This is a genomic window from Parasutterella sp. St.1A3 (assembly GCF_059728705.1).
On record NZ_BAAGFK010000001.1, the window covers coordinates 1196056 to 1213808 of the forward strand.

Here is a 17753-nt window from a genome sequence, read left to right on the forward strand (position 1 = left end):
ATGGCAGTATCTTTCAATACTATCCCTTCAGGCAACGGCATCATGGTGCCGCTTTTTTATGCCGAAGTGGATAATTCAGCGGCGTTTACGCCGGGAAATAACAACGTTGCCTTACTGATCGGGCAAAAACTGGAGACTGGAACAGCAGAATCGGAGAAACCGATCGCTGTATCGTCTGCGGCAATGGCTAAAACGCTGTTCGGGCGCGGCTCAATGCTTGCAAGAATGGTGGAGGCGTACCGTGGCACTGATACGCTTGGCACTCTCTACTGCATTGCGGTCGATGATGCCGAGGGTTCTGCAAAGGCTTCAGCTCAAGTCGCGTTTACCGGAGAGGCTTCTGAGTCCGGCACGGTGTCTTTATACATCGGTTCTAACCTGATCAGAGTCGGAGTTGCGGCTAAGGATGCTGCTTCGGATGTTTGCACGGCGGCCGCCGCAGCGATCAACGCTCAAGGCGATTTGCCGGTAACCGCGGGGGCCGAAGACGGCACATTGACGATTACAGCCAGAAACGCCGGCACTCTCGGAAACGGCATTCTGGTTAGAAAGAACGTTAAGGGTCTAATCAACGGTGAGGCCGATGTCACGGGTTTAGGCGTCACGATTACCGCAATGAGCGGCGGCGCTACTGATCCGGATATGGCAGGCGTCATTAAGGCGATGGGTTCCGAGGCGTATGAGTACATCGGGCTCCCGTACTGTGATGCAACATCTCTGGATGCGTTTAAGGACATCATGAACGATTCCACCGGCAGATGGGGGCCGTATCAGATGCTCTACGGGCATGTTTTCAGTGTCAGGCGCGGCGACTTTAATACGCTTCTGACGTTTGGACAAACTCGAAACGATCAGCACTGCACGATTTTTGCGCTGGAGCCGTCGTTCGGATCATGGAATCCGGAAGCGCTCGCCTCTGTGGTTGCTCGCACGAAGGTGTTTGTTGACGCCGATCCCGCAAGACCGACTCAGACAGGTGAACTTATCGGAATTACCGGAGCTCCGGTAGGAGAGCGGTTTGAACTTTCTGACCGTAATACTCTGCTGCAGAACGGGATCGCCACACTCAAAGACGTATCCGGCACGGTTCAGATCGAGCGCTCGATCACGACGTACCGAGTGAACAAGTATGGCGATACGGACCTCTCTTATGTTGACTGTGAGACGTTGTTCACAACCGCATATGTCATTCGCTACCTTCAGGGAGTAATTACATCCAAATACGGGCGTCACAAATTAGCTAATGACGGCACGAATTTTGGACCGGGGCAGGCGATTGTGACACCGGGGATTATTCGGGCTGAACTTTCAGTGGCGTACGCAAAACTCGAGCGCGACGGCATCGTCGAAAATGCGGAGAAATTTGATGAATATCTGGTGGTCGAACGAGACAGCAATAACGTGAACAGAATGAATGTTCTCTTCCCGCCGGATTACGTGAACCAGTTGCGTATTTTTGCGCTGCTCAATCAATTCAGACTTCAGTATGAGGAGGAATAACAATGGCTGATCTGATTGCAGGGACCTGTTTTGTGAAAGTTGATGGTACTCAGCTGCTGCTCAAAGGATCCATGACTTGCACCGCCTCTGAGGTTTCTCGCGAAGCGGTCGTTGCCAATGGTCGAGTTGTAGGTTTCAAGGAGACGCCTGTAGTACCGACAATCTCTGGCCAGTTTGTATTTGATAAAAGATTCCCTATTGCAAAGTTGCAGACAGGGACCGATATGACGGTAATTGCTGAATTTGCTAATGGCAAGCAATTTGTTCTAGGCGGCGCGTTCGTCACCGACGCGATCGAGTTCTCGGGTGACGACAGTGACACAACAGTGAATTTTGCAGGAGAAACAGGAAAATGGAGCTAGTTTATCCGCTGAAATTTGGCGAAGAAACCATTACAAACATTGAATTTAAACGTCCGAAACAGAAGCTGATCCGTAAACTCGGTTATCCGTTTGCGTTGAAAGAGGACGGAGAGGTTCGGTTCTTTCCGGATATCGTGGCTCGCTATATCAGCGAGCTCGCCGCGCTTCCTATGTCGGTTGTAGATGAGATGGATGCGGAGGATGTTTTGAGCGCATCGGCGGAGATTGTGAGTTTTTTCGGGAAGGATCGCCCAATGGTGAGCTAATCTGCGGGGATATTCAGGAATTCGTTGATTGGTGTTTTGATATCGGCTGGGCGTGGAGGATGCGCCCGGCTGAAATTGATGAATTGACGATTCCTGAATGCTGGATGCTGCATCGGCAGTATTTGAGGTTGGTAGAGAGAGAACAAAATGGCAAAAGACCTTAGATTAACCGCGATATTTGCGGTCCGAGATCAGCTGAGTCCGGTGATTCAAAAACTATCCGGAAAGTGGAAAGGTCTCAGGGAAACACTGAATTCGGATAATTTTAAAAATCTGAATAAACAATTTGGGTATTTCCGTCGTTCTCTCACGAATGTCTCTGATCAGGTAGCGGGAGCGGCTAAAAAATTAGCGCTCCCGTTTACTCTGGCCGCGGGAGCCGTCGGATTCTCCCTCTCGCAGATGATGAGCAAGTTCCTATCAGTGGGAGACGGAATCGATAAGGCGTCTATTCGCATCGGAGTTTCCGCAGAGCGGCTTCAATCGCTACGCTATGCCGCGAATCTTTCGGGCGCCAGCGCGGACACCTTGGATAAATCCATGGCCAAACTCAACGAGAACATGGCAAAAGCCGCTGCCGGGAAAAACGAGGAACTGGCATCCTTATTTAAGAAACTCGGCATCTCGCTGAAAGATGCAAACGGTAATCTGAGGAATGCGGCTGATGTGATGCCGCAGTTTGCAGATGCTATTCAACGCAACACGGATGCCGGTCTTCGCGCTCGCATGATGATTGCCGCCTTCGGAGAAGAAGGCCAGAAACTCGTGCCAATGCTGGAAGGCGGATCAGGTGCACTTCAAGAGATGGAGGATCGCGCTAAGCGTCTCGGACTCGTGATGAGCGGAGACGATGTGAAGGCAGCTGCGGCACTCGGTGACAGATTCTCAGAGCTGGGTATGGTCTTTGATTCATTTGGCAATACCCTCAGCGCAAAAATTGCGCCGGTTCTGACGCCGATCATTGATGATCTAGTGGAGTTCATCGCAAAAAACAAAGAAGCGTTTGCAGGGCGCGTATCGCAGGCAGTGGCGCAATTTGCGCAAGCTATTAAGCGGATTGACTTTCAAGCTCTTGCTGACGGCTGTATGAAGGCGTTTGATGCAATAGGGCGAGTTTTTGATGCGATTGGCGGATTTGAGATGGTTCTAAAGGCGATTGGCGCAATTCTTGCCGGAAAAGTGCTTTTGGGTTTAGCGTCGTTTTCCGGTTCGCTGTTGACTCTGGGTGTTTCGTTTGCCAAGCTGATCCCTTTGGTTATTAAGGTTGGCGCTTCTTTTGCCGGCATGTTGGGTCCTATCGGTTTGATTGTGGCTGCGGTTGGTACTGCGGCGGCGCTGATCATTGCGAATTGGGACAGCATCGGCCCTAAAGTCAAAGAGGTTTGGGAAAAAATCTCAGGTTGGGCAAGTGAAAAGATGCAGGAGATCAAAGCCGCGTTCTCTGCCGCGGTCGATAATCTGGTTGCGTCTTGGCATAACCTTTGCGAACAGGTTAAATCACTTTGGGCAAGTGCTGGAGATTGGATTTCTGAGAAAATCCAAGCGATCAAAGATGCATTTTCAGCTGCCGGAGACTTAATCGCAGGCGTCTGGAGCGTGTTTTGCGATCAGGTTAAAGACTTATGGGATACGGTAGTAGGGTTCTACTCAGAAAAGCTAGAGATTCTCAAAGGAGCTTTTTCGTCCGCGGTCAAGGTTATATCCAGCCTATTTTCTGGAGACTTGTCTCAGGCGTTCAGTAGTCTGGGTGATATGTACTCAAAGCTGTTTGATCTGCTTCCTGAAAGCCTCAAAAACGTGGGCAAGGCGCTTTTCAATCAAGCAGGATCAATCCTATCGGACATCGGGAAAATGTTCTCGGACTTTTTCTCTAATCTCGATCTTTCCGCCTTAATGCCTGATTCACTGAAATCAACCTTTGGATGGATTCAGTCAAAGCTCGGCATAGGAGGAGAGGCTGAAGCAAGTCCGGCTGCGGCAATGGCGATGGCTTCTCCTTCATCAGGAGTTCCTAATCGAGATGTTTATTCGAATACTCCTGTTGCAGCGACTGGCGGGAACATGCAGGGAACAATGAAGATTGAGGTGACAGCTACCGGCGGCGCTCAGGCCAATGTCGCAGAGGCAACGTCAAGCGACAACTTGAAGATTGATGGCAATGTCGGCGGTTCCGGCAGATTCGGAGGAGATTGATGGCGTCTATATTTTCAAAAACACTAAGGCAGTGTTCCTATAAAGGGGTTCCGTTTCAGGCCGCCGCCGTGACAAAGACCATCCAGAGGCGGCAGGTTCTGCACGAGTATCCTCAGCGTGATATCCCGTATCTGGAGGATTTAGGCAAGGGCGCCACGCTTTATAAAGTTACCGCCTTCTTAGTTGGTGACAACTGCGTCGCCCAGGCTAAAAGGCTGGAAAAAGCTCTGCTGACAGTAGGCGCAGGGACGTTTGTTCATCCGTGGGATGGCGCGCTGACTGTCAGCGTTTACCAAGCGAGCAACATCAGCTATAGCAATTCAGAGCTTCGATACTGCTCACTCGATATTACATTTGTGGAGGCTGGCGAGCTTGGCTATCCGAATAAATTAGCAGATGGTCCGACGCTTGCCCGCCAGCTGGCTGATAAGCTGGGACTGTCAGCGGTTTCCGACTTTGTGGAGTCGTTCAAACAGACCGCCGCCTATAAACTTGTTCAGGCGGCTATTAACGGAACGCTTCTGGAGACTCTAGGCATTATTTCGGACGCTGAAATCGCTCAGATTCTCGGTTTCGTTGATGAGGTAACGACATTTGCAGAACAGGCGATAGGCCTGCTTACAGATGAACCGCGCGGCTTTGCTGAGAAGCTTTCATCAGTACTCGGGCCTTGCGCGCTTTGCTTCTGTTGAGACGCGATGGAGCGGCATAGTAAATCAGATTTCTCAGCTGACAACGTCAGAAGAATTAAATCGCCGCACGAATCAGTTCGCACAAATCCCCGCGGTCGTGAGCAATATTGAGGCAGAATCTCTTCAGGACTCTGCGGCGGTAGAGACTCTAACGAGACAGCTTCTTTTAGCGAATGCTATCGGAGCGAGCACTCTAATAGGTACGTCACTTGATACTGCGGATACCGTTGATATCGATCAGTCCGGCTCAGGGGATACGTCGGAGGATTCCGGAGAAGATTCAGAAAGGAGCGATCCTGACACCGTCACAACATCCGTTGATGAGCTTTTGGAGGTCCGGGATCATCTGATTGCATCGATTGATAATGAACTTCAGAACCCGCTTATTTCTGATGGTTTGTTTATCAATCTGCTTCAGGCTCGATCGGTCGTGTTTTCGATTCTGACATCCAAAGCTGAAGGATTAAGTCGGCTGCTCAGCATCGAAACTCCTCAGATTGAACCGTCTCTCGTGCTGGCGTACGACTACTACGATGATGCGTCAAGAAGTGACGAGATTGAAACTAGAAACCGTGTTATCCACGGAGCTTTTTGTCCTAGCGAATTGAGGATTTTAAGTAAATGAAAGAGTCAGCAAATTTAAACGAGGTCTCTATTCTTGTAGACGGGCAAGTCTACAAGGGATGGAAATCTGCTCGGATCGAGTGCGGCATCGAACAAATAAGCCGGGCCTTTGCGCTGTCGGTTACGGATAATTTCCCTGGAAACGAAAGCTTTAGAAGACTTCAACCGGGGCAGGAAGTGCAGCTTTTTATCGGTAACGACGTTGTGTGCACCGGATACATTACGTCAACACCGATTAGATACGATGCTTAAGAGCGTGACAGTTCAGGTTCAAGGAAAATCTAAAACGGTTGATCTGGTGGACTGCTGCTCTCCGTGGGCGGCTATTGCTCCGTCCAGAGGCGGAGCGGGGAAAAAGTCTGATAGCTGGCAGGATGTTAAGGGTGTGAAAGAGACTACTAAGCCGGTACAGCCTGCAAAGACAGTTAACAAGAGCTGGCACAATCAAACGGCCAAGCAGATCATCGCCGATTTATGCGCTCCGTACGGTATCCGGGTTGTTTGCGAGGTTAAGGACTTAAACACAAAACTAGTGAACTTTACTGTTAATCCGGGCGAGAAGGTTTTTGAGTCGATCAATCGGCTGCTTACTAAGGAAAATTTGATCGTAACGGATAACGCATATGGAGATTTGGTGATAACGGAGCCGGGATTTGCCGGCAAGTGCTCTGACTCCTTAGAGGTCGGTAAAAATATTCTTTCAGGAAGCGCTAATTTTGATTTCTCACAGCGGTTCAGTAAGTATGTTGTGCTTGGTCAGCATAAAGGTTCAGATTTGGAGTTCGGGAAGAGGGTCTGCCAGGACCATGGAATTTCAGAGGATAGAGGAGTACCAAGGCATCGTCTATTGGTATTGAAAGATACTGGGCAAAGTTCCAACTCCATAGCTTCTAATAGAGCTGAATTTGAGAAGAACTTGAGATGTGCCAAATGTAAAATTAGCTCTCACAGAGTCCAGGGGTGGAGACAGACATCGGGAGATCTTTGGATGATGAACTCCGAGATCGCAATCGAAGATAACATTTTAGCAATGAAAGAATCTCAGTTGATGTATAAAGTTACTTACAGTTTGGATGGTTCAGGATCATTTACTGATATTGAAAGTCTGCCGAAAGACGGTTACAGTAGGAAGGGGTATAGCAATACAACGGCGAAGAATGATAAAAAAGATTCATCAAAGGATTCGTGGAAAGATGTCAAGTAGTTTTGTGTGGAAATCATTAACTTTGGCGATTTCGGTATTGGTCGTTTCTTCAGGATGTTTCGCGAAAGCTTTTGATGAGCAATGCAGAGATCCGGCTACAGGAGAGATAGTGCGGACAAATGAGTGTATGGGGCTCACAGGTAAAGTTTCTGAGTATGCTTTCCCTGCGCCAGAGCCGGCAGAATCAGAAAAAATTAAATCGATTGAGTCAAGAGGCAACGATATTATTTTCAAGTTCGGAGATGGTTCAGAAAAGGTTTTTATCTCCGATCCGTTCCATCCGGAGAGAGGCTATAAGCCGAAGTATTAAATCCAATATCCTCATAGGGAGCTCGCTTAATGCGGGCTTTTTTCATATATGGACTTAGCAAAGCAAATTCAAGACATGATCGCTCGAGGCTTCGTGACGCTCGCTAACGGAGCCCGCAAGATGCGCGAGCTTCAGATAGAGCTTCTGGCCGGTGAGGTGCGCAGCGAACTTGAGCATGTTGAACCGTACGGCTTTACGTCCGAGCCGCTCAATGATGGCCGTCCTGAGGCGTTTGCGATGTTTTTTGACGGCAATCGCTCAAACGGTATTGTTTTCTGCGTCGCAGATCGCAGGTATCGACTGGCGAACATGAAGCCGGGAGAGGTAGCAATCTATGACGATCAAGGCCAGAAGGTTTACTTCCAGCGAGATCAGATATTCATTGAAACGCCGAAGGATTTAGTGGCTTCCGTTGGTGGTAAGACGACGTTGACTAGTGCCGGACCTGTAGACATTACAGCTCCTCAAACAAATATTCACGGCCCGTTGACCGTTGACGGACTGATCACCGGCAAAGGTGGCCTGACAATATCGGGCGGTTCCGGTGCAGCTGTAAACGGATCACTGACCACTACCGGAGACGTGGTTGCGGCTGGCGTTTCTCTCGATCATCACACGCATAACGGAGGCGCTCAGCCGGATTAGGAGGATTGATTTATGGAGTGCCTTATCAATGGCAAAACGGCAGATATAACCGAGTATCAGGCTGATGAGTTAGTTCAGGCAACGCTTATCAGCCTTTTTTCATGGCGCAAATCTAACGACGATGACGGGGTGAACATCCCTAATCGTCAGGGATGGTGGGGAGATACATTTGCATCTGAGACGAATGATCGAATCGGCTCCCGTCTTTGGCTGCTGCGGAGGGAAAAACTCACCGATGACGTTGTCGCCAGAGCAAGAGAGTATGCGGAGGAGTCTCTGCAGTGGATGATCGATGACGCCCTGGCATCGGCGATCAACGTATCAACCGATCGAGAAAACAATCGCCTAAATATGTCTGTTGAGATTGTGAGGCCCGGAGACGCTCAGAGTATCCAGGCCCGTTTTCAAAACTTATGGGAGCAATGATGCCCTTTCAAAGACCAACACTAACGCAAATTGTGGATCGCATCCGTTCTGACGCAGAGAGCCGATACGGGCAACGTGTTCCGCGCAGATCGTTAATCAACGTTTTTTCTCTGGTCTGTGCCGGAGCTGTGCATAGCCTGTATGGATACATTGAATTCGTTTCGCGTCAGATTTTTGCGGTCAGCGCAGAAGGAGCGTATTTGGAGCGCCGCGCATCCGAATACGGTATCTATCGAAGGAAGGCGACAATCGCAGAAGGAATGGTGACATTTAACGGTACAGGCACTATACCGATCGGCACGGTCCTACAAACAGCTGACGATATCCAGTATGAAACTACATCCGTCAACGACGCCAGCGGAGCGGCTAGCATTCAGGCAATCGAGGCAGGTGCTTCCGGCAATATCCCTGCAGGAACTATCCTGTCCCTAGCATCTCCTGTTGTAGGGATTGAGAACGAGGCGGTTTCTGAAGCTGTTTCCGGCGGTTCAGATATTGAGGATGACGAAAGTCTGAGATCTAGGCTGCTATATCGAATGCGTAATCCTCCGAAGGCCGGCACTAAAACAGACTATGTCGCATGGGCTCAGGAGGTTTCAGGGGTCACCCGTGCGTGGTGCTATCCGTTGGAGCTTGGACCCGGCCATGTCACTGTCAGATTCATGACGGACGGCGCAACGGATGACGGAATTCCGTCGGAGGTGATGGTTGAGCGTGTGCGGGAACACATTGAAACTCTTATGCCCGTAACAACGATCCTGACAGTAGTCGCTCCGGTAGCAACTCCGTTGGATATGACTCTGGATATCCTGCCTGACAATCCGGAAATCCGGACAAAAATTGCCAGCGCGGTGCGTCAGATTATTCAAATTGAAGCAGAACCGGCTACAGAAGTGCTTTTGACATCTCTTAATCGAGCAGTCGCAAGCGTTGAAGAGGTTACTTCGTTCCGAATTCTTTCTCCTACTGATGACGTGAAGGCAGCCACGGGAGAAATTTTAGTGCCGGGGACGATTTCATATGAGTGAGGCCGGAAATGTTTTCTGCTGATGATTATGACAAAGCGCTCGATAGGCTACTGCCGAGAGGACCTATCTGGAGGCGAACGCCCGGCAGTGTTCTTGACAGCATCTTGCACGCCATTGCTCGGGAATTAGCCCGAGTAGACGCTCAGGCCGATAGGGTCCTGGAGGAAGCCGACCCTCGCACGTCGTTTGACCTGCTCCAGCAGTGGTTCACGGATTGGGGGATACCATCAGCGTGTCTGGCGGCGCTCGCTGATCCGACACTGGAGGGAAAGCGCAGGGAGCTGATCGCAAAAATCACATCGAGCCGTTCTTTAACGGCTAGTTTTTTTAGGGATGTAGCTGAAACACTGGGATACGAGGCGGACATCGTCACATATTCCGCGTTCACCGTAAAAGATACGGCGGATAAGTCCCTCTTTGGTACCGAATGGAATACCGCCTACGCAATGGGGATCACGGTTCGAGCTTCTTCTGAACAGCGCTTATTTAATACGACTTGGACCGTAGATCAGCCTCTTGCTGTATGGGGCGATCGGCTTTTTGAATGTCTTATGCGTGAACTTGTTCCGGCTCACGTAACTGCAATTTTTGAATATAAAGGAGAAACCATATGAGTAATATTCAGGATTATTGGACCGCTAATTCTATTCAGACACCGCCGGATTTGAGTCAGTTATCCAGCAAGGGGTATCCGACTAACGGAGACCCGGCTAGAGGGATTCCTCCAACTTTGCCGGGTGCAGGATGGTTTCATCGAGTTTCCCAATTATTTGCCTCGGTGATTAACGCCGCAGGGTTGACGATTGATCCTGCTGATACTGATCAGCTGCTCAAGGCTCTCAAAGTATTTAGCAAAAAAACGGTGCCAATCGGCGTTGTTGTGCATTATATGGGCGACACAATACCAGAAGGGTACCTTTTATGTAACGGCGCCAGTCTCAGTAGAACAGAATATCCTGAGCTGTTCGCAGTGCTTGGCACGAAGTGCGGCGCGGCCGATACAGCACATTTCAACATTCCCGATACGCATCACCGATTCCTTGAAGGCACTACGGTGCTTTCGGAGATTGGAAAGTACATCGCTGAGGGGTTACCGAATAGCTGGGGTGCTTTCACGACTTTATACGGAATGCTGACGAGCGCAAACGGTGCTATGGCTGTGTCTTCACAGGTTCCTACCTTGTTGGAGGCTCGTCCCTCGGGCGGATCATCTTACGAAGTTTTAAACTACTCAGCAGATCGTGGCAACGCACTATACGGCAATTCAAGCACTGTTCAACCTGCGGCGTTGAGGGTATTGGCGTTAATACGCGCGTATTAACGCTAGCGCTCGTATTGATGCAGGTTGCACTGTTTCAGCCGATCCGTACTGAGCATTAGCGAGACTAGCGTCGAATTCGAGAACTGACGAATCCGATCCGTCAATCACGACAAAATTCTGCACCCATCGCTTCATGTTTGAGAATGGGCCGGTACCGCAGATATCGCCTGATTGAGGTGTCACGAATCCTGCCAGCAACGAAATACCTGCGATATTCGGGAATTTTCTGGGATTGCTCGGAACCCCCGCCAATGAACGGCGGGGAGCAGTTTTTTGACTGTGCTGAGCACGTGGCAAAAATGTCGAGATATTCGAGCCTAATCCTCATGTGAATCAGTGTTTTGCGTCAGTAGCTGAGCACATTGAGCACATTGCTGGATGAACGCATGCCAGCTGAGCATAATTTTTTGTCTCGGTGCAAAAAAATCGGTTCGTTGATACGCTCGGACCACCTGCGACCCGACCACGTGCGCTAAACAAGCCTCGGCAATCTCAAATGGAACATCGTTGTCAGCGAACCAGGACCGCCCGATTGAACGCAGTCCGTGAGCAACCAAGCGCCCCCTGAAAACGTCCTGGTCATGTAACCATTTGGCCAGGGCCTGCGAGCTGATGGGGCGGTTCACATTTGCAGCCGGGAACAAAAATGGCGAGCGTTTATTTTTTCTTATGCGTTTTGCCTCGTTGATTATAGAAATCAGGAATAGGGTCAACGGGATTCGGTGGGTGCGTTTCATTTTCATGGATTCAGCAGGGATTGTGATCGCCTCTTCGTTTATCCAGTCGAGACGGATTGAGACAACCTCGCCAGGGCGAAGCAAAGTTGCCAGCGAGAAGTAGAACAAAATTTTATATTTCGGCGGAGCGGTCGCCTCGATTTGCGAAATCACTATCGGCAGTTCCCGCCAGTCGGGCGCTGGCATGTGTCGGACCTCGGGCACGGGGAAAACTCTCGTGATTTTGGCTAGTGAGTTCGATTGTAAATAGCCTGCATTGACCGCCATGTCAAAAATCTCACGAGTGCGCATCAGCAACCGTTTGACAGTTGATTGATGCCCCGCATCCTCGATGGGTTCCATCAGTTTTATGACGATAGGAGGCGTGATTGAGTCGAGCTGGCGGCTCCCGATTTTTGATATCATGTATTTTTCAAGACGAATTTTTTCGTCTCGGTAGCTACTGATGCGCCCCCGTTTTTTGGAGCACCAAAAACGGAATGCATCACGTACTGTGAATGAGCTGGACGGTTCAAGCTCTAATTCTTTGCGTTTCTGGCGAGCGATCGCACGAGCGTGCATGAGAGAAATTTCGGGCCAGTGGCCGATAGTGATATCGACGATTCGGCCATTCTGAGGAACCCGCAAAACCCATGATTTAACACCAGACGTTTGGACCCTGAGCGCTAGTCCGAACTGATCTGTAATTTGAAAGCGCTTGGCACGCGGCTTGAGTGCCGCAATTTTTTTAGAGGTAAGCATGACAAACTCCGTTGAAAATTTGGTAAAAACCGTCTACGTCTATGATGAGGACGGATATTTCACAGATTCGCACATTGCACAGCCGAATCCTCGCAGTCCAGTGGGCTGGCTTTTCCCGCCGCGATCCACAACAATTAAGCCGGCAATGGAACCGCGGATGTTCTACAAAATTCGGAACGAAAACGTTGCTTGGAGTGATTGGGAAGCAGTGCCATACCCGTCAAAGCCCGAGGATTTTGTGGGTATTGAGATTCCGCACCAGTCACGCACTCAGAGATCGAACACCCTCCGATTATGGCTACGCAAATTCGTCGCAGAGAATCCAACTCTCTGGCGGGAAAAACAGATCAATGATGAGGATGGGAATCTGAAGGCAATCACGATTGAGGCGATCCCACAGCCGACTGAGGCAGAGATCGCAGAACAAAAAGCTCAAGCGGTTCGAGGTCAACGTGATCGAATCCTTTCTCAGACAGACTATTTAGTTTCAGGGGATTATCCGATCAGTGATGACGATTTAGCGGCTGTGAAGGCGTACCGACAGGCTCTTCGAGATGTGCCAGCGCAGGATGGTTTCCCTGATTCCGTCGTGTGGCCTGAATTACCTCAGGTAACAGTGCTTCGAGATTGAATTTAGGAGAGAACAAATGTGGCAGCAGATTGCCAGTGCTATCGAGGAGCTGAATCCCGAGATACTAAAAAACGCCTGCTTAGCCCTGGCTGGCATTTTCACGAGCATTGTGAGTACGTTGATGGGCGAACATCAGCATTTGTTTTATTGGTTGTTCAGTTTTGTAGTTGCGGATTACCTGACAGGTATTTTTGCCGCAGCGCGCACCGGAACATGGTCCAGCCGAGAGGGATTGAGAGGGGTGGTCAGGAAATTTTTAATCATCCTGACTGCCATCGGGTTCCACGGTGTGGACCAGATTCTCAACGAGCCATGGATTGGCGCCTGGGCAATCGGAGCGCTTTCGCTGAATGAATTGATCTCGATTCTGGAGAACATTGAGAAATCCGGATTCGGTTCAATCATTCCGAGGCGAGTCAGAGACATGCTGGCACTAGTTCAGGAGGAACATAAAACGAGACTCAAAAACAAATTACCAGGAGGAGTTAAAAATGAGCGAGCACTTTAAACCCGAGGAGTTTGCGTCAAAAGATGGCAAACCAAGTCCGTGGCCCGAGGTCGTTGATCCGGGCCTTTATCATTTGTTAGAGGAGATCAGGGCCGATTTTGGAGAACCAATTTATATCAATTCCGGATATCGCTCGCCTGAACATAACGCAAAAGTCGGTGGAGCTAAAAACTCCTACCATGTTCGTGGCCAGGCAGCAGACATTCGGCCTACGCGATATCACGATCAAAAACGATGGCAGGATGCCCTCGGGCGTCTAAAAATTATCGTTAACAGACGATGCAAGGGCGGCGTTGGGTTTTATCCCACGTTCGTTCACGTCGATCTTGGACCTGAGCGGAGGTGGAACGGATAAATGAATTTAATAAACGTTCTAAAGATCGGGGCGGCTGCGGCCGCTCTTATTTTTGCGTATTGGATCGGCGTCCAAAATGGACGAGATTCGGAGGAGTTAAGAAGTGCCCGTGCTCAAATATCAGCGCTCAATGCAGCGCTTGAGGAACACAAGGCCAGGCAAGCGAACGACGCTGTGTCTTTGGCTGACCTACGTGTCGCTGAGTCTCGTGCTCGCGATGAGCTTAACAGGATGCGCCAGCAACTCGCATCAATCGAGAGAATGTCCAAAACCAATGCTGATCAGGAGCGCAATCGATGTCTCCGATTGGCAATCAGAGGTCGAGAATTACTCGACAGAGCTAACGGAGCTATTAAATTCTGCGAGCAAAATCACAAATAAATAAAGCAAAGCCTCCAAGGATTTCTCCAAGGAGGCTCATTGTCACTACGGACGATTGCAATCTCGTTTCCGTAGAGGCCCACTCTTAACAGAGTTGGGACTTAGGCCCGTTACGCAAATTTGCCAGAGCGGGAACGCGAGTATTATCGATTTATATCTGAGATTTTGCAAGTTAATTTACAATTTAATATCACTATTTGCTAAGTTATGTAACGATAGACCTTTCAGAATACATCTATAGACTTTTTCCAATTGATCTTCTGTCAACTGCGGGAATGTATAGATTCTCTTGCCGTTTTTGTCTTTTCCTTTTCTAAAAAGAAAAAATCTATCCAAAGAAAGAGTGTAAAGCATGTCAGCTTTTACCCACATTTCTGGGCTGTTGTATGGCTCTGGTAAATCAAGATGAAGTTTGCAATGCCATGTTTGGATTGACGTAGGCGCTGTGGTGCTTAATGGAATAACGGTACACAGTCGACCAGGCCTTCTTCTTGGAGTAAGGTTAATCACGGGTCGCCTTTTTATCATCTCTGGATCTTTAGTGTTTATCTGAGAAAAATCGCAAATAAACACATCACCGATGTCTGGATGGATAGGAATGCTCATAGACTTTGTTTGATGATTTTGATCGTGCGAGTAGTTTAAAAGAATAACAAGTAAAGAGAAAGATTACCGATTGGGAGCGTTGTGAGTCTCTTAGATTGACAAATTGCTCGTCCGAGCTGAACAAGCAATTAAATTCTGCGCAGAAAACCATCAATAAGTAGAGCCTCCATGTATTTATCTAGGCGGCTTTAGATCAATGATTTTTTTGGGGTACCTGCGGGGGTACGAAGAGTAATTTTTATTTAACTAGTTGATTTTATTAAGTTATTGGCGGAAGAGGTGGGATTCGAACCCACGGACGAGGATCACTCGTCGCTGGTTTTCAAGACCAGTGCATTAAACCGCTCTGCCACCCTTCCGTAAGCGGAAGCCTGAATTATACGCAAAAATCATTTGTCTGCAAGCGATGGTGGTTGCTCTGGATGTCACAGACAATAAGATTGTCTTGTGCAATGGTTGTCATCGAGGTCATAAGGTGACGTTATAAAGTTGGTGCGACAGGCCTGACATCTCAGAACTTCATAATAAAAATGTTTATTCATAACTAATATATGTGATAATCGTTTGGTAGAGTCAATCTCAACCTAAGGAGAACAAATGACTAAACGCAGAACTTTTATATCCGGCTGTCTCGTTGCCGGTTCACTTCCTTCTACAGTATTTGCCGCAGCCGGCAATGATTACGCTGATGATTTCAATATGCAGCAATATTTGAAGGAATTGGATGAGCTTATCTCTATCGATTCAAAATCCGGATATATTGAAGGCGCAAACCGGATCGCGGATATTCTTGAGAAACGCTTCAAATCGGTCGGCTGGACTGTGACAACTAAGGATTGCGAGGGCCGAGGAAAGGCGTTGGTTGCAACTAACACGCCGAATCAAAACCACTACGACGTTGTTTTGGCTATCCATTCGGATACGGTTCAACCTGTTGGAAACGCGGCAAAGTACCCTTTGACCATTAAAGACAACATCGCCCACGGTGCGGGCGTTGCCGATGATAAAAGTTCTTTAAACGCGGTTTGGTGGATTTGTAAAAAGATTCCGCCTGAAGCGCTACGTAAACTGAATATCGCTGTTGTTCTTAATCCGGGAGAAGAGTCCGGTTCTCCTGCCTCCCGCAGCTTCATGGACGAACAGGCGAAGAAAACAGATATCGCTTTAGTTTACGAACCCGGCCGCCCCGGAAACGGTTTTGTGCGATCTAGAAAAGGCTCGATGTTCTTAACTATTAACTTCCACGGAAGACCCGCACACGCAGGTAATAATCCGGAGCAGGGAAGAAATGCTATTGAGGCGATGGCTAAAGCTATTCCGGAAATTAAAGCGATTGCATCGGAATATAAAGATGTGACGCTTAATGCGGATGTAGTAAAAGGCGGGACAACGGCAAACACGATTGCAGAAGATGCGACGGTTGTGTTTGACTTCAGATTCTTTAATGATCAGACGAGAGATGCGGTACTCGATAAGATCGAAGCTCTGTGCAAGCGTGGTTTCGCACCCGATGTGACGTCAGAGCTTAAATATGTCGCTAAGAGTTCAGCCTTAGCGCATACCGATAAGTCTCAGAAAGTAATTGATTTGGTTAACAAAGCGGCTTCGGAGCTTGGACAGCCTGATCCGAAATGGATGGATGTCGGCGGAGCTTCCGACGGTAACCGTTTCTCAGGAGGCGGAGCAGCAGTCGCTTGCGCAATGGGTGTCATCGGCGGAGATCTTCATCATCCGGAAAAAGAATGGTCTGACATGTCGAGCGTTAAACCCCGAATCGCTCTTGGTCGTAAAGTGCTTGAGCTGATTGCTCAGCAGAAGTAATCATTTAATTTTGAGAGGGCTAAAATTGAGCCCTCTCAAAAACTCTCGGTTTAATTGTCACGGTCTAAAAATAGTTCATTTTTCACCCGGTGCGTTAGATATTGATGCGCCCCGAAAAAAGCACTGAACAAAACTAGGCGGTTTTTGAAGCAAGCGCCACTAACTCCATTTACGGAGTGTTTGTCACCGTACAGCCTAATTCTTTACGGGCATTGTCGCTTATCCGTGCATTTTAAATGCTCTAATTAAAGCAAGCGCCCGTATAGAGGCAGGTTGCACCGTATTTGGCGCTTCATAGGTTGAATCTGATAGGGATGCGTTGATGTCGAGCTGCACACCTGTATCCTCTGCAACTAGCGCGAGAGAAAAATCAGCCTTTAGAGCACTACTGGAATCATTCGAAACAGCTCAGCCACTAACAGAGGCAACCCAAACGCCATCGCTGCATCTGAAACGATCAAAGCGGATCACGCTCGTGCTATTCGGAAACGCACAATCGGCGTTCGCCTATACGTCGATTGGTCCGGTTGCACGGTATCCACTGAATCAGAGTAAATATTTGATCCCGCTCTGGCTAAGAATTTGATTGTCTCCCATGCATTGGGTCGATCGCCCGGGCTTGAGTACATTTACGTAGAACAACTAAGCTGATCCGTTTCCTGTTTTAATTACTGATACGGCTCTTTTGAAATTCCTGAGTCTCAACTCAACAAAGATACTTCCCGAAATGGAAGCAGGAATGATCGATCGTTCAACTAACAGATTAAATTATCAGTATCTTTTATTGATAGATATGGAGGTGCCGTATGAAAAAGATCGTTATGGCTATTATCTCTGCTGCTTTCATTTTCTCTGTAACCGGCTGCAATACAGTTAAAGGCGTTGGCCAGGATGTCTCTAAAGTCGGTCAGGGTATTGATAATGCGGCTCAGGATGTATCCAATAAGCTTTAAGTATTTATAACTTCCGTAGCAAAGGGAAAAAATGAAAAAGCTAAGCTTTCTGGCGATTCTTGCCGCTATGATGTTTGCGTTTTCCGGTTGCAACACAATCAGTGGAATAGGTAAAGACGTTTCGGCAGTCGGCAGAAGCGTCGACCATGCTGCGACAAAGACGTCAGCAAAGATTTCTTCCAAGACAAGTTCTTCAGGCAGCTCGTCGCAGCCAGCAGAATCATCGGCTGAACCGAAGTAAATCGGTCTGATTCATGAAATTGTCGGAGCTGAAGCTCCGACAATTTCATGGTGGTATGTATTAAATACAAAAAACTCAAGCAGCTAGTTCTGAGCAGTTAAATAATCCGTTTGATGCGGGGCTTAGACTGTCATTTTATTTTTCTTTGTTTTCCCGTAGATAACGTTTTCTTCTCGGTTTATCTAAAAATTTTGCCTTGCCATTCCCT

The 17753-nt window shown here is 48.6% G+C and carries 23 protein-coding genes and 1 tRNA gene; 21 read left to right on the forward strand and 3 right to left on the reverse strand.

The genetic code is table 11. The features are described from left to right. From AC6I1F_RS05635 to AC6I1F_RS05700, 14 genes are all read left to right on the forward strand, one after another. Window positions 1-1500, forward strand: a complete 1500-nt coding sequence (locus tag AC6I1F_RS05635; protein WP_289170985.1) for a phage tail sheath subtilisin-like domain-containing protein — start codon at window positions 1-3, stop codon at window positions 1498-1500. Window positions 1501-1502: 2 nt separating this feature from the next. Then, window positions 1503-1862, forward strand: coding sequence for a phage tail tube protein (locus AC6I1F_RS05640; protein WP_251569511.1), 360 nt, complete (start codon window positions 1503-1505; stop codon window positions 1860-1862). Next, window positions 1853-2128 (forward strand): phage tail assembly protein, encoded by a 276-nt coding sequence (locus AC6I1F_RS05645; protein ID WP_251569513.1) that lies wholly within the window; start codon window positions 1853-1855, stop codon window positions 2126-2128. Before AC6I1F_RS05640 ends, AC6I1F_RS05645 begins: the two co-directional genes overlap by 10 nt. A 147-nt stretch (window positions 2129-2275) precedes the next feature. Further along, the gene (locus AC6I1F_RS05650; RefSeq protein ID WP_289170986.1) at window positions 2276-4321 is read left to right on the forward strand and encodes a phage tail tape measure protein; all 2046 of its coding nucleotides are present in this window, start codon (window positions 2276-2278) and stop codon (window positions 4319-4321) included. Beyond that, window positions 4321-5013 (forward strand): DNA circularization N-terminal domain-containing protein, encoded by a 693-nt coding sequence (locus AC6I1F_RS05655; protein WP_497801640.1) that lies wholly within the window; start codon window positions 4321-4323, stop codon window positions 5011-5013. The genes AC6I1F_RS05650 and AC6I1F_RS05655 overlap by 1 nt, the downstream gene beginning before the upstream one ends. Next, window positions 4961-5638 carry a hypothetical protein gene (locus tag AC6I1F_RS05660; RefSeq protein ID WP_497801641.1) on the forward strand — a complete coding sequence of 226 codons (678 nt, stop codon included), beginning with the start codon at window positions 4961-4963 and terminating at the stop codon, window positions 5636-5638. Before AC6I1F_RS05655 ends, AC6I1F_RS05660 begins: the two co-directional genes overlap by 53 nt. Continuing rightward, complete coding sequence (locus AC6I1F_RS05665; RefSeq protein WP_497801642.1) at window positions 5635-5889, forward strand: phage baseplate assembly protein; 255 nt, start codon at window positions 5635-5637, stop codon at window positions 5887-5889. Before AC6I1F_RS05660 ends, AC6I1F_RS05665 begins: the two co-directional genes overlap by 4 nt. A gap of 4 nt (window positions 5890-5893) precedes the next feature. Further along, window positions 5894-6841: a phage baseplate assembly protein gene (locus AC6I1F_RS05670; RefSeq protein ID WP_497801643.1), complete on the forward strand. Its 948-nt coding sequence runs from the start codon at window positions 5894-5896 to the stop codon at window positions 6839-6841. Continuing rightward, window positions 6795-7151, forward strand: coding sequence for a hypothetical protein (locus tag AC6I1F_RS05675; RefSeq protein WP_289170990.1), 357 nt, complete (start codon window positions 6795-6797; stop codon window positions 7149-7151). Before AC6I1F_RS05670 ends, AC6I1F_RS05675 begins: the two co-directional genes overlap by 47 nt. A 48-nt stretch (window positions 7152-7199) precedes the next feature. Then, the gene (locus AC6I1F_RS05680; protein ID WP_289170992.1) at window positions 7200-7796 is read left to right on the forward strand and encodes a phage baseplate assembly protein V; all 597 of its coding nucleotides are present in this window, start codon (window positions 7200-7202) and stop codon (window positions 7794-7796) included. A 12-nt stretch (window positions 7797-7808) separates the two neighbouring features. Further along, window positions 7809-8222 carry a phage GP46 family protein gene (locus AC6I1F_RS05685; RefSeq protein WP_289170993.1) on the forward strand — a complete coding sequence of 138 codons (414 nt, stop codon included), beginning with the start codon at window positions 7809-7811 and terminating at the stop codon, window positions 8220-8222. 128 nt (window positions 8223-8350) lie between these two features. Continuing rightward, a complete protein-coding gene (locus AC6I1F_RS05690; RefSeq protein WP_289170994.1) occupies window positions 8351-9250 on the forward strand; it encodes a baseplate J/gp47 family protein in 900 nt (299 codons plus the stop codon). 8 nt (window positions 9251-9258) lie between these two features. Beyond that, on the forward strand, window positions 9259-9864 hold the full coding sequence (locus tag AC6I1F_RS05695) for a putative phage tail protein (protein WP_289170995.1): 606 nt from the start codon (window positions 9259-9261) through the stop codon (window positions 9862-9864). Beyond that, on the forward strand, window positions 9861-10571 hold the full coding sequence (locus tag AC6I1F_RS05700; protein WP_497801644.1) for a phage tail protein: 711 nt from the start codon (window positions 9861-9863) through the stop codon (window positions 10569-10571). Before AC6I1F_RS05695 ends, AC6I1F_RS05700 begins: the two co-directional genes overlap by 4 nt. A 317-nt stretch (window positions 10572-10888) precedes the next feature. Here the strand turns inward: AC6I1F_RS05700 and AC6I1F_RS05705 are convergent, their stop codons facing one another. After that, complete coding sequence (locus AC6I1F_RS05705; protein WP_497801645.1) at window positions 10889-12049, reverse strand: tyrosine-type recombinase/integrase; 1161 nt, start codon at window positions 12047-12049, stop codon at window positions 10889-10891. Between AC6I1F_RS05705 and AC6I1F_RS05710 the strand changes: the two genes are divergently transcribed. From AC6I1F_RS05710 to AC6I1F_RS05725, 4 genes are read left to right on the forward strand one after another with little or no spacing between them, the layout of a single operon-like run. Beyond that, a complete protein-coding gene (locus tag AC6I1F_RS05710; RefSeq protein ID WP_288319929.1) occupies window positions 12048-12680 on the forward strand; it encodes a tail fiber assembly protein in 633 nt (210 codons plus the stop codon). The genes AC6I1F_RS05705 and AC6I1F_RS05710 overlap by 2 nt on opposite strands. A gap of 16 nt (window positions 12681-12696) precedes the next feature. Further along, on the forward strand, window positions 12697-13188 hold the full coding sequence (locus AC6I1F_RS05715; protein ID WP_497801646.1) for a phage holin family protein: 492 nt from the start codon (window positions 12697-12699) through the stop codon (window positions 13186-13188). Then, window positions 13172-13543, forward strand: coding sequence for a YcbK family protein (locus tag AC6I1F_RS05720; RefSeq protein WP_288319932.1), 372 nt, complete (start codon window positions 13172-13174; stop codon window positions 13541-13543). The genes AC6I1F_RS05715 and AC6I1F_RS05720 overlap by 17 nt, the downstream gene beginning before the upstream one ends. Next, window positions 13544-13924: a hypothetical protein gene (locus AC6I1F_RS05725; protein ID WP_160334465.1), complete on the forward strand. Its 381-nt coding sequence runs from the start codon at window positions 13544-13546 to the stop codon at window positions 13922-13924. A gap of 177 nt (window positions 13925-14101) precedes the next feature. Here the strand turns inward: AC6I1F_RS05725 and AC6I1F_RS05730 are convergent, their stop codons facing one another. Together AC6I1F_RS05730 and AC6I1F_RS05735 are read right to left on the reverse strand one after the other, a co-directional pair. Continuing rightward, the gene (locus AC6I1F_RS05730; protein ID WP_290449049.1) at window positions 14102-14530 is read right to left on the reverse strand and encodes a type II toxin-antitoxin system PemK/MazF family toxin; all 429 of its coding nucleotides are present in this window, start codon (window positions 14528-14530) and stop codon (window positions 14102-14104) included. Window positions 14531-14798: 268 nt separating this feature from the next. After that, a tRNA-Ser gene (locus AC6I1F_RS05735) sits at window positions 14799-14889 on the reverse strand. A 238-nt stretch (window positions 14890-15127) separates the two neighbouring features. Here AC6I1F_RS05735 and AC6I1F_RS05740 point away from each other — a divergent pair. The 3 genes from AC6I1F_RS05740 to AC6I1F_RS05750 all read left to right on the forward strand — a co-directional run bounded on the left by AC6I1F_RS05740 (window position 15128) and on the right by AC6I1F_RS05750 (window position 17545). Next, window positions 15128-16351 (forward strand): M20/M25/M40 family metallo-hydrolase, encoded by a 1224-nt coding sequence (locus AC6I1F_RS05740; RefSeq protein WP_251450445.1) that lies wholly within the window; start codon window positions 15128-15130, stop codon window positions 16349-16351. An 806-nt stretch (window positions 16352-17157) separates the two neighbouring features. Continuing rightward, entirely contained in the window at window positions 17158-17304 is a 147-nt protein-coding gene (locus tag AC6I1F_RS05745) for an entericidin A/B family lipoprotein (RefSeq protein ID WP_160334468.1), read from the forward strand. Between the two features lie 31 nt (window positions 17305-17335). Further along, complete coding sequence (locus AC6I1F_RS05750; protein ID WP_308645410.1) at window positions 17336-17545, forward strand: entericidin A/B family lipoprotein; 210 nt, start codon at window positions 17336-17338, stop codon at window positions 17543-17545. Window positions 17546-17753 lie beyond the last annotated feature (208 nt).